Here is a 12,227-nt window from a genome sequence, read left to right on the forward strand (position 1 = left end):
TGCAAGATAGCAGCCACGGCCAAAGCGTCAGGCTGAAAATTGATAATCTTGCATTCTAGCACCCAAGATGCGCGATAAAACGCGAATTTGGCGCAGGGGTTTGTCCCTGCGCCAGCCTGCCCCCTACTACCCCCCTACTGCGCCTGCGGCGCATGCCAGCCGCCGCCCAGCGACTGGATCAGGGCCACGGCCGTCGTCTGGCGGTCCGCCTGCGCCTGCACCAGCGAACGGCGCGCCGACAGGGCCGTCACTTGCGCCGTCACCACGTCCGTGTAGCCGACCTGGCCCGCGTTGTAGCGGTTCAGCATCTGCTGCTCGACCTGGTCGGCGGCCGACGACGCCTGCTGGCGCAAGGCCAGCTGCTCGGCCAGCGCGCGCGTGGCCGACAACTGGTCTTCCACGGCGCCAAAGGCAGTCAATACCGTCTGGCGGTAGCGCGCCACGGCCGCCTCATGCCCCGCCTTGGCCGCATCCACGCTGGCCGTCGCGGCGCCCGCGTTGAACAGCGTTTGCGCGGCCGACACGCCCAAGGACCACAGGCTCGACGATGCATTGAACAGGTCGCCCACCTTGCTGGCGCCGGAGCCGTACGATCCCGTCAGGTTCAGGCTCGGATAGTAGGCCGAGCGGGCGATGCCGATCTGCTCGTTGGCCACGGCCACCCGGCGCTCGGCGGCGGCGATGTCGGGACGGCGCTGCAGCAGGGTCGACGGCACGCCCAGCGGCACCTCGGGCACGGTCAGGGTCCACGGCGCCACGGCCAGGCTGAAGTCGGATGGTGCCTTCCCCAGCAGGATGGCGATCGCATGTTCGAGCTGGGCGCGCGCACGCGTCTGGCTCGACAAATCGATCTGCGCATTGGCCAGCTGCGTCTGCGCCTGCAGCAGGTCGGACTTGGCGGCGATGCCCGAGTTGAAGCGGTTGCTGGTGATCTCGAGCACGCGCTTGTAGCCGTCGATCGTGGCATTGAGCAGCGCGATCTGCGCATCGCTCTGGCGCAGCGAAAAATAATTGGTGGCCAGTTCGCCCTGCGCCGACAGGCGCGCGGCTGCCAGATCCGCCGCGCTGGCCGCCGCACTGGCGTCAGCGCCCGTCACGCCCGCGCGCAAGCGGCCCCAGATATCCGGTTCCCACGACGCGCCGATGGCGGCCTTGAAGTTGTTGTTCGTCTGCTGCTCGCCCCCGCCACCGGAGCGGGCGCCGCTGCCCGTCAGGTTCACCGTGGGGAACAGCGAGGCGCGCTGTTCGCGCACCAGCGCGCGCGCCTGCTCGTAGGAGGCGATGGCGGCTGCCACGTTCTGGTTCGATATGTCGATGCCTTCGGCCAGCTGGTTCAGCTGCGCGTCGCCGAACAGGGTCCACCAGGGACCCCGATCCAGGGTATCGGCCGGCACGGCAGGCTGCCAGCCGGCCGCCTCCTTGAATGTTTGCGGCGCGGCGGCCGCCGGCGTTTCATACGCGGGGCTGACGGCGCAGCCGGCCAGCAGAACAGCAGCCGCCAGCGCCAGCAAGTGGCGTGCGGGGACGGCGGATGGAATAGGTTTTACTTGCTTCATGATTGTGTGCTCGGGTTATCTGGCCCAGGAATGCGGCTCAATTGCTGCTCGTCGGCGCTGCGCGTGCGCAGTTTGTCGAGCAGGATGTAGACCACCGGGGTGGTCAGCAATGTGAGTAACTGGCTGGCAATCAGGCCGCCGATGATGGCGACCCCCAAGGGCTGGCGTAGCTCCGACCCCTCGCCGAAACCGATCGCCAGCGGCAAGGCGCCAAGCGCCGCCGCGAGGGTGGTCATCAGAATGGGGCGGAAACGCAGCAAACATGCCTCGCGCACCGCCTCCACCGCACTCAAGCCGCGCGAACGCTCGGCCTCCAGCGCGAAGTCGATGATCAATATAGCATTTTTCTTGACGATACCGATCAACAGGAATACGCCGATCAGGGCGATGATGGAAAACTCCATGCGGAACAGCAGCAATGCCAGCACGGCGCCCACGCCTGCCGACGGCAAAGTCGACAGCACGGTGACCGGGTGGATCAGGCTTTCGTACAGGATGCCCAGCACGATGTAGATCACCACGATGGCCGCCAGGATCAACAGCGGCTGCTCCTTGTTGCTGTCCTGCGCGCTCTTGGCCGAACCCTGGAAGCTGCCACGCACGTTGACGGGCATGCCGATTTCCGACTCCGCCTGGGCCACGGCGGCCTGCCCGTCGCTGAGCGGATAGCCGTCGGCCAGGTTGAACGACACGGTGGTGGCCAGTTCGCCGCCTTGGTGGTTGATCGACGTGGCCGTCGAGCTTTCCGCAAAGCTGCTGAATGAGGACAGCGGCACCATGTGCGCCAGGGTCGTGGACAGGGCCGAGCCGCTGGACGGGTCGCGCGCGGCCGTCGTGTTGGACGCCGTCGTGGCAACGCTGGTGGTCGTCGTCGCCGTCGTGCCGGTGGCGGCGACGGCCGCCGCGTTCGACGCCGGCACGTACACGGAGCGCAGCGCTTCGGGGCTTTGCGCATAGCGCGGCGCCACTTCCATGATCACGTGGTACTGGTTCAGCTCATCGTAGATGGTCGCCACCTGGCGCTGGCCGAAGCTGTTGTACAGCGCATTGTCGATGTCGCGCACCTGCACACCCAGCTGCGTGGCGCGGTCCTTGTCGATGCTGACAAAGGTTTCCACACCGTTTTCCGCCTGGTCCGTGTCGACGTCGATCAGGGCCGGCTGCAGCTTCATCTGGTCGGCCAGCTTCGCCGCCCATTTTTTGAGGTCCGCCTGGTTGTCGCTGATCAGCGTGTACTGGTAGGTCGAATTGCTCGAACGCCCGCCCATGCGCAGATCCTGCACGGGATTGAGGAACAGGGAAATGCCCGTCACCTTGGCCAGCTGCGGACGCAGACGGGCGATCACGGCTTGCCCCTTGTCCGTGCGCTGCGAGGCCGGCTTCAGGTCGATGAACATGAAGCCGCCCCCTGCCCTGCCGCCACCGGTGAATCCCACGACGGTGGCGACTGCCGGATCGTCCTTGATGATGTCGACCAGCTGGCGCAACTTATTTTGCATGGCCTGGAACGAGATGCTCTGGTCGGCGCGCATGCCGCCATTGATCTGGCCCGTATCCTGCTGCGGGAAAAAGCCCTTGGGCGCGGCCGCGAACAGGTACACGTTCAAGCCGACGACGAACACGAGGATGGTCATCACGAGCGCGGCGCTGGACAAGGCCCAGTCCAGGCAGTGCTCGTAGACTTTCAGCATGCGCTCGAAACCGCGTTCGAACCAGCGCGCGACAAGGCCGGGCGGCTTGTTCTGCTCGCCGCTTTTCAGCAGCCAGGCGCACATCATCGGCGTGGTCGTGAGCGAGATGACCAGCGAAATCATCACGGCGGCCGACAGGGTCACGGCGAATTCGCGGAACAGCCGCCCCACCTGCCCGCCCATGAACAGCAGCGGGATGAAGACCGCGACCAAGGACAGGCTGATCGACAGCACGGTAAAGCCCACTTCGCGCGCGCCCAGCAGGGCCGCCTTGAAGCGGTCCATGCCCGCCTCGATGTGACGCTGCGTGTTTTCCAGCACCACGATGGCGTCGTCGACGACAAAGCCCGTGGCCACCGTCAGCGCCATCAGCGACAGGTTGTTCAGGCTGAAGCCCAGCATGTACATCACGCCGAAGGTGCCCAAGAGCGAGACGATGGTAGCGACAGCCGGGATGATGGTGGCGCGCACGCTGCGCAAAAAGGCGCTGACCACCAGCACGACGAGCACGATGGACAGGATCAGGGTGAACTCGATCTCGTGCAGCGAGGAGCGGATGGAATTGGTGCTGTCGGACGCCACCTGCAGCTTGATGTCACCCGGCAGCTGCGCCTGCAGTTGCGGCAGCAGCGCGCGCACGCCGTCGACCGTGGCGATGACGTTGGCACCGGGCTGGCGCGTGATCAGTACGATGACGGCCGGGTCGCCGTTGAACAGGCCCAGGGTATTGTTGTTCTCCACCCCGTCCTGCACTTCGGCCACGTCGTCGAGGCGGATGGCGGCACCGTCGCGCCAGGCCACGACCAGGCTGCGGTAATCGGCGGCGCTGCGCCCGCCCGAGGCCGTCGCCGCGCCCGAATAGATTTGCAAGCTGCGCTCGTCGCCGGAAATGGCGCCCTTGGGCCGGTTGGCGTTGCTGGCCTGGATGGCCGCGCGCACGTCTTCCATCGACACGCTGTAGTGATTGAGCTGGTATGGCAGCAGTTCCACGCGCACGGCCGGCAGCGAACCGCCGCCCAACTCCACGTCGCCCACGCCCTTGACTTGCGCCACCTTCTGCTGCACCAGGTTCGACACGGCATCGTAGATCTGGCCTGGCGTGCGCGTTTTCGACGTCAGCGCCAGGATGATCACGGGCGCATCGGACGGATTGGCCTTGCGGTAGGTGGGGTTGCTGCGCAAGGTGGCCGGCAAGTCCACGCGCGCGGCGGCAATCGCGGCCTGCACTTCGCGCGCGGCCGAGTCGATCTTGCGGTTCAGGTCGAACTGCAGGTTGATGCGCGCCGAGCCCGTGCCCGACGACGACGTCATCTCGTTCACACCCGAAATCACACCGAGGCGCCGTTCCAGCGGCGTGGCCACCGACGTGGCCATGGTCGCGGGGCTGGCGCCGGGCAGGCTGGCGCTGACGGAAATGGTCGGATAATCGACCTGCGGCAGCGGCGAGACGGGCAGCACGAAGAAGGCGCCGACACCGGCCAGCGCGATGCCGATGGTCAGCAGCACGGTGGCGATCGGACGCTTGACGAACGGTTCGGACAGGTTCACGCGGCGCTCCCCGCGTTATCGGCCGGCTTGTCCAGGTTGACGCCCCGCGTTCTGGAGGCGAAGCGCTGGCCCAGGCGGTCGAAGCCCAGGTAGATGACGGGCGTGGTAAACAGGGTCAGCACCTGGCTGACGATCAGGCCGCCGAAGATGGCCAGGCCCAGCGGACGGCGCAACTCGGCGCCCTCGCCCCAGCCCAGCATCAGCGGCACGGCCGCGAACAGCGCCGCCAGGGTCGTCATCAGGATGGGACGGAAGCGCAGCAGGGCCGCCTGGTGGATGGCTTCCTGCGGGCTCTTGCCTTCATCGCGTTCGGCCTCGATGGCGAAGTCGATCATCATGATGGCGTTCTTCTTGACGATGCCGATCAGCAGGATGATGCCAATGATGCCGATCACACCCAGATCCTGCCCCGAGATCATCAGCGCCAGCAAGGCGCCCACGCCGGCCGACGGCAGGGTCGACAGAATCGTCAGCGGGTGGATGTAGCTTTCGTACAGCACGCCGAGCACGATATACACGCAGACGACGGCGGCGAGAATCAGCCACAGCTGATTCGACAGCGAGTTTTCATACGCGCCGGCCGCGCCGAGGAAGGTCAGGGTCACCGATGGCGGCAAGGCGATGTCCTTGGCGACCTGGCGGATGGCGTCAACGGCGCTGCCCAGCGCCACGCCCTGCGTCGTGTCGAAGCCGAGGGTCGTGGCAGGGTATTGCGCCACGTGCGTGATTTGCAGCGGCGCCTGTTTTTCGCTGACGCTGGCAAAGGCGGACAGCGGCGTCGACTTGCCGGAACCCGTGCGCACCTGCAGGTCCGACAGGTCGGACGGCGTGGTGACGATGCCCGGTTGCGCTTCGAGGATCACGCGGTACTGGTTGGTTTCCGTGAAAATCGTCGAAATGATGCGCTGGCCAAAAGCGTTGTACAGCGCGTCGTCGACGGTGGCCGTGGTGACGGACATGCGCGCGGCGCTGTCACGGTCAATCGCCACGGTGACGGCGGCGCCCGTGGCACCCGCATCCGTGACGACGTTGCGCAGCTGCGATTTTTCACGCATGCGCGCGGCCAGCTTGCCGGCCCACTCGGTGACGGTGGCCGTGTCGGCCCCTTCGAGCGAGACGCGGTACTGCGTCGGGCCCGATTCCGCATCGATGGTCAGATCCTGCGTCGGCTGCAGATAAAGGGTCACGCCGGCCACCTTGGCCACGCGGTTGCGCAAACGCTCCATGACCTCGTCCTGGCTGCCGCTGCGCGGACGCTTCAGGTTGATCAGCATGCTGCCCGTGTGCAGCATGGTGTTGTTGGCCGCATCGACGCCGACGAGGGAACTCAGGGTATCGACAGCGGGGTCTTCCAGCAGCGCGCTGGCGGCCGCCTGCTGCAAGGTGGCCATGCGCTCGTACGAGACGGCTTGCGAGGTTTCGATGCGCGCCTGCAGCTGCCCCGTGTCCTGCGTGGGGAACAGGCCTTTCGGGATGGTGATATACAGGATGACGGTCAGCACCAGTGTGGCCAGGGCGACGAGCAGGGTCAGTCCCTGGCGTTTCAGCACCCACACGAGCGCATGGTCGTACTGCACGATCACACGGTCGAGGAAAGCCTGGATGCGCTGGCCCGTGGCGCTGATTTTTTCGTCGGCGTGGCTTTTCAGCCAGCGCGCCGACATCATCGGCACCAGGGTCAGCGAGACCACGGCGGAAATCAGGATCGTGATGGCCAGGGTCATGGCAAATTCGCGGAACAAGCGGCCCACCACGTCGCCCATGAACAGCAGGGGAATCAGCACGGCGATCAATGACACCGTCAGCGAGATGATGGTAAAGCCGATCTGCGACGCGCCCTTCAGGGCGGCGGCCATCGGCGTTTCGCCCTCCTCGATGTAGCGGGCGATGTTTTCGATCATGACGATGGCGTCATCGACAACAAAGCCCGTGGCGATGGTCAGCGCCATCAAGGACAGGTTGTTCAGGCTGTAACCGAGCAGATACATGACGCCGCAGGCGCCGATCAACGAGATCGGCACGGACAGGCTGGCGATCACCGTGGCGCGCATGCTGTGCAAAAAGGCGAAGATCACCAGCACCACCAGCAGCACGGACAACAGCAGTTCCATTTCCACGTGCTCGACCGAGGCGCGGATGCCCGTCGTGCGGTCGCTCAGCACGTCGAGCTTCATGGCCGCCGGCAGGCTGGCCTGCAGGTCGGGCAGCAAGGCCTTGATGGCGTCGACCGTCTTGATGACGTTGGCGCCGGGCTGGCGCTGCACGTTCAGGATGATGGCCGGCTGCTTGCCCGACCAGGCGCCCAGGCGCGTGTTTTCCGCGCTGTCGACGACATTCGCCACGTCGGACAGGCGCACGGGCGCGCCATTTTTGTAGGTGATGATCAGGCGCTTGTAGTCTTCCGCCGTGACCAGCTGGTCGTTGGCGTTGATGGTGAATGAACGCGTGGGACCGTCGAAACTGCCCTTGGCGCTATTGACGTTGGCCGCCGCGATGGCCGTGCGCAGGCTGTCGAGACCCAGGCCGTACGAGGCCAGCAACTTGGTGTCGCCCTGGATGCGCACGGCGGGACGCTGGCCGCCCGACAGCGAGACGAGGCCCACGCCGTTGACCTGGCTGATCTTGAGCGCCAGGCGCGTATTGACAATGTTCTGCACCTGCGTCAGCGGCATCGTATCCGACGTGATCGCCAGGGTCAGCACGGGCGCGTCGGCCGGGTTGATCTTCGCGTACACGGGCGGCGCCGGCAAGTCGGTCGGCAGCAGCGAGCCGCCCGCGTTGATGGCCGCCTGCACTTCCTGCTCGGCCACGTCCAGGGTCTGGCCCAGCGTGAATTGCAAGGTGATGATGGAAACGCCGGCCGCGCTCGTGGAACTCATGCGCTGCAAGCCCGACATCTGCCCGAACTGGCGCTCCAGCGGCGCCGTCACCGTCTGCCCCATGACTTCGGGACTGGCGCCCGGGTACAAGGTCTGCACCTGGATGGTGGGGAAGTCCACCTGCGGCAAGGCGGCCAGCGGCAGGAACTTGAAGCCGACCAGCCCCGCCAGCACGATGGCCAGCATCAGCAGCGCCGTGGCGACGGGGCGCTTGATGAATGGCGTCGATGGACTCATTGCGCTGCGCCCTTCGCAGTCGCGGATGCAGGTGCTGATGCGGTAGCCGATGCGGTAGCCGATGCGGCCGGTGCGCTGGCCGCGCCATCAGCGTGCTGGCGGCGGTGGCGGCGTTCGCCATTCGCTCCCGCTCCACCGGCGCCGCCCATGGCCGGCTTGTCGCCCGCCAGGGTGACTTTCGCGCCTTCCTTCAGGCGGTCGGCGCCTTCCGTAATGACTTGCTCTCCCGCTTCCAGGCCGGCACGGATTTCCACCATGTCGGTGGTCGCCTGGCCCCGCGTGACCATGCGCACGGTGACGGTTTTATCCGCTTTCAGCACGTAGACGAAGTCGCCGTTGTTACTGTGGCGCAGGGCCGTGACGGGCACCAGCACGGCGCCCGTGATATTGCCCAGCTCCAGGCGCACGTTGACGAACTGGCTGGGGAACAGCGCCATCTTGTCATTCGTGTAGCGGGCCTTGGCGCGCACGGTGCCCGTCTGCACGTCGACCTGGTTGTCGAGCGCCGTCAAGCTGCCCTTGTCCAGGGTATGCGTGCGCGTGCGGTCCAGCGCCAGCGCGGCCAGGGCCGCGCCGCCATTCAGGCGTTCCTGGATGGTCTGCACTTTATCCTGCGGCACGGAGAACTCGACGTCGATGGGCGAGAGCTGCGTCACCACCACCACGCCGCCCGTGTCGCTGGTGCTGACCAGATTGCCGATATCGACCACCTTCAGGCCCGCGCGGCCGCTGATCGGCGACACCACCTTGGTGTAGCCGAGGTTCAGCCTGGCCGTGCCTTCGGACGCGCGGTCCGTCATCACAGTGCCTTCCAGCTGTTTCACCAGGGCGGCCTGCGTATCGACGTCCTGGCGCGCGATGGAATCCTGGCCCAGCAAAGTCTGATAGCGTTTCAGAGTCAGGCGCGCGTTTTCCAATTGCGCTTCATCGCGCTGGCGCTGGCCCGTGGCCTGCATCAGCGCCATCTCGAATTGTGCCGGGTCGATCTGCGCCACCACCTGGCCCGCCTTGACCATGCCGCCTTCCTTGAATTTCAATTCCTTCAAAATGCCCGACACTTGCGGGCGCACCGTCACGGTGGACGCGGCCGTCACCGTGCCCAGCGCATCGAGCACCACGGGCAGGTCGGATTTGACGGCCGTGGCCACGCCCACAGTGGTCGAAGGGCCGCCGCGGCGCCCGCCCGGGCCACCTGGCCCGCCAGGACCGCCAGCGCCCATGCCTGGGCCGCCCTGGGCGCTGGCGCCCGAATGGGTCAGGTACCAGGCACCGCCCCCCAGCGCCGCCATCACGGCCAGCGCGATGACCGTGCCGACGATTTTCGAACGGCGGCTGCGCCGTGGGGTGTTGGGTGTTGTCTGCGAATCCATCGCTTATCCTTGTCTAGGCCGCTGGCACGGCGAGTCTGTGGCGCCGGCCGAGGTGGAACACACTCAGGCAGGACGACCGTTTTTCGGGGTTGTTTCGGTAAAAGCCGGGGGAGTCAAGAGCTGAAAATCAGCTGAAAAAACATCGCTCCCTAGCGTGAAACGACTCTAGCATAGTCATGTAACTGTTTCATTTCTACCTGAAACAATTACACACAGCCTGACAGGCATGGGAGGATCCGGCGGGCTGGCAGGCGGGCCGCCACTGTGGGGGAACGGTGGAAAAATCAGGCTTGCGGGGCGCCGCGCCCTGGCGAACACGTGGCGCGGGCGACTCGCATGCAGATACAAACTCGCTACAAATCTCCGGCCAGCGGGCTTGACCTGGCGCCGCGCGGGGGCCCAGGCGGCGGCAGGCGGCGGCGATTCTTTACGTGGATTTACAAGCTCATGCCGAGGATGACGTCCTGGTAGTCGGTGCGGCCCACGCGGAAGGTGCGCCGGCCCAGTTGCGCAAAGCCGCAGCGCGCATAGAACGCCAGCGCATCGTGGTTTTCCGCGTAGACGCCCAGCAGCACCCTCCCCGCCCCGCTGGCGCGCGCCTGCTCCACGGCCGCCTGCATCAAACGCTGGCCCACGCGCTGGCCCTGGAAGCGGTGCAGCAGGTAGATGCGCTTGATTTCCAGGTCGTTCGGGCGCGGGTCCGCCACCGGCAGGCCGGCGGGACTGAGCACCAGGTAGCCGACGGGCGCGCCGCCCGGGGTGGCCTCGGCCAGCCACAGCCGCATGGCCGGCAGCGCCAGCCAGTCGCGGTACAGCTGCGCGTCGTGCTGGCGCTGGCAATGGGCGATGACGTCGGCGCCATCGAGGATGCCGGCGAACGCTTCAAGAAAAGTGGCCTGCCCCACCAGCGCCAGCGCGTGTTCGTCGCCCTTGGCGCAAGGGCGGATGGCGATCGCGTTGTCGGTGTCTGCATTCATATCGCTTGGCATAGTCTGCTCCTCAAGGAAAACAAGCCGGGCGAAGCCGGCTTGAGGTCATATCACTACTGCGATTACTTGCCGCCTAACGGCACCTCGCACAAGCAGTGCGTGAGGGCCATGAACGGTTTATGTTCGCGCGTGATGCCCGACAGCCAGGAGAGGTCCTGCGCCATGCCCAGCGCCGCGTCGGCCGGCAAGCCGGTCGTGGCCAGGCCCAGCTTCACGTGTTCGCCCAGGCCCAGCGAAGCCATGGCCTTGGAGCCGAACATGCCGATCAACCGGTCCACGTTCGACGTTTCCTGCTCCAGGTAGGTCACGCGGTAATCGGTGCCCAGCTTGGCGCGCTTGGCCGCCGAGGCCAGCGCATCGCCATAGCTGCCGATGCGGTCGACCAGGTTGCGCTCTTTCGCCTGCAAGCCCGTCCAGACGCGGCCCTGCGCCACCTCATTGATTTTCTCGGGCGTCGTCTTGCGCGCCTTGGCGGCCAGGTTCAGGAAGTCGCCATACACATGGTTGATCGAACCCTGGATCACTTGCGCGAAACGCGGATCGAGCGGGCGCAATGGGTTGCCCGCGTCGGCCAGCCACGTGGTCGGCGAACCGGCCGTGTGGATGCCCAGCTTTTCCACCACCTTGTCGGCCGTCGGCAGAATCGCGAACACGCCGATGGAACCGGTGATGGTGGCCGCGTCGGCGATCACTTCATCGGCCGAGGTGCTGATCCAATAGCCGCCCGAAGCGGCCACGTTGCCCATCGAGACGACCACCGGCTTGCCGGCGGCGCGCGTCAGTTCCAGTTCGCGGCGGATCAGTTCCGAGCCGAAGGCGCTGCCGCCCGGCGAATCGACGCGCAGCACGATGGCCTTGATCGATTTGTCTTCGCGTGCCTGGCGGATCAGGCGCGAGGTGGACAGGCCGCCGATGGCGCCCGGTGGCGCGATGCCGTCGCCGATTTCGCCCGAAGCGATGACCACGCCGACGGCGTCGCCGACATGCACGGGGCGCAGGCGCGCCAGGTAATCGGTGTAGTTCACCTGGCGGAAGTTCGTGCCTTCCGTGTTCTTCGCGCCGCGCGCCATCATGAACTGGCGCAGTTCATCGCGCGTTTTCAGACCGTCGACCAGCTTGCCATCGAGCGACAGCTTGGCAATGTCGCCACCGGCGGCCGTCATCAGCGCGGGCAGGTTGTCGATCGTTTGCATGATGGCGCCGGCCGGCAGCTTGCGCGCCTTTTCCACATCCGTCGTGTAGGTGGTCCACAGGCCGTTGTTCAGGTAGCGGTCCGCTTCGGCCGCCGCTTCGGACGGGCCGTTGGCGATGAAAGGCTCGGCCGCGCTCTTGTACGTGCCCACTTTCAGCAGGTTGACCGTCACGCCTACTTTATCGAGCGCATCGCGGTAGTAATTGCGGTAGCGGCCAAAGCCTTCCAGCATGACGCCACCCATCGGGTGCAGGAATACCTCGTCGGCCTTGGCCGCCACCAGGTACTGGCGCTGGTTGTAGCTCGAACCCCAGGCCGTGACTTTCTTGCCCGTGGCGCGGAAGCGTTCCACGCCTGCCGCCACTTCGCGCAGCGAAGCAAGGCCGCCGCCCTGCAATTCATCGAGCAGGATCACCATCGAGCCGATGTCCTTGTCCTTGGACGCCGTGTCGAGCACCGCCAGCACATCGCGCAGCTGCACCGTCTTCTTGACTTCGCCGCTGACATTGGCCAGCACGGCCTCGCGCACGCCGCCCGGGGTTTCCTCCACGAGCGGGCCTTGCAAGTCCAGCACCAGGGTGGTCTTTTCCGCCAGGGGCTTGGCGCCGCCGCCGAAGATGGCGATCAGGATGGCGATGACGATCAGCAGGAAGATCAGATTGATGACCGCGCGGCGGGTGGCGTCGAGCGCGCGCCAGAATGCGCCAAAACCGCGGCGCAGCGGCGGGAAGGGGTTGAGTGACATTGATGCTCCGTGAGGTTGTG

6 protein-coding genes are annotated in these 12,227 nt (G+C 66.1%); all 6 read right to left on the bottom strand.

The window, feature by feature from the left end:
* Positions 1-134: 134 nt before the first annotated feature.
* The 6 genes from KO538_RS02265 to sppA all read right to left on the bottom strand — a co-directional run bounded on the left by KO538_RS02265 (position 135) and on the right by sppA (position 12,207).
* Positions 135-1,556, bottom strand: coding sequence for an efflux transporter outer membrane subunit (locus KO538_RS02265; RefSeq protein WP_219327374.1), 1,422 nt, complete (start codon positions 1,554-1,556; stop codon positions 135-137).
* Positions 1,553-4,795 carry an efflux RND transporter permease subunit gene (locus KO538_RS02270; protein ID WP_219327375.1) on the bottom strand — a complete coding sequence of 1,081 codons (3,243 nt, stop codon included), beginning with the start codon at positions 4,793-4,795 and terminating at the stop codon, positions 1,553-1,555. The genes KO538_RS02265 and KO538_RS02270 overlap by 4 nt, the downstream gene beginning before the upstream one ends.
* Positions 4,792-7,911 (bottom strand): efflux RND transporter permease subunit, encoded by a 3,120-nt coding sequence (locus tag KO538_RS02275; protein WP_219327376.1) that lies wholly within the window; start codon positions 7,909-7,911, stop codon positions 4,792-4,794. Before KO538_RS02275 ends, KO538_RS02270 begins: the two co-directional genes overlap by 4 nt.
* A complete protein-coding gene (locus tag KO538_RS02280; protein WP_219327377.1) occupies positions 7,908-9,281 on the bottom strand; it encodes an efflux RND transporter periplasmic adaptor subunit in 1,374 nt (457 codons plus the stop codon). The genes KO538_RS02275 and KO538_RS02280 overlap by 4 nt, the downstream gene beginning before the upstream one ends.
* A 437-nt stretch (positions 9,282-9,718) precedes the next feature.
* On the bottom strand, positions 9,719-10,258 hold the full coding sequence (locus KO538_RS02285; RefSeq protein ID WP_219327378.1) for a GNAT family N-acetyltransferase: 540 nt from the start codon (positions 10,256-10,258) through the stop codon (positions 9,719-9,721).
* A gap of 74 nt (positions 10,259-10,332) precedes the next feature.
* Positions 10,333-12,207, bottom strand: a complete 1,875-nt coding sequence (sppA, locus tag KO538_RS02290; RefSeq protein ID WP_219327379.1) for a signal peptide peptidase SppA — start codon at positions 12,205-12,207, stop codon at positions 10,333-10,335.
* Positions 12,208-12,227: the final 20 nt, after the last annotated feature.

It is taken from the genome of Janthinobacterium sp. NKUCC08_JDC (assembly GCF_019345575.1).
Lineage (GTDB): Bacteria > Pseudomonadota > Gammaproteobacteria > Burkholderiales > Burkholderiaceae_D > Janthinobacterium > Janthinobacterium aestuarii.

Bases quoted from the DNA above. Each gene is read 5' to 3' on its own strand.
- sppA (WP_219327379.1), bottom strand. From the start codon at position 12,207: ATGTCACTCAACCCCTTCCCGCCGCTGCGCCGCGGTTTTGGCGCATTC.
- KO538_RS02275 (WP_219327376.1), bottom strand. From the start codon at position 7,911: ATGAGTCCATCGACGCCATTCATCAAGCGCCCCGTCGCCACGGCGCTG.
- KO538_RS02280 (WP_219327377.1), bottom strand. From the start codon at position 9,281: ATGGATTCGCAGACAACACCCAACACCCCACGGCGCAGCCGCCGTTCG.
- KO538_RS02265 (WP_219327374.1), bottom strand. From the start codon at position 1,556: ATGAAGCAAGTAAAACCTATTCCATCCGCCGTCCCCGCACGCCACTTG.
- KO538_RS02285 (WP_219327378.1), bottom strand. From the start codon at position 10,258: ATGAATGCAGACACCGACAACGCGATCGCCATCCGCCCTTGCGCCAAG.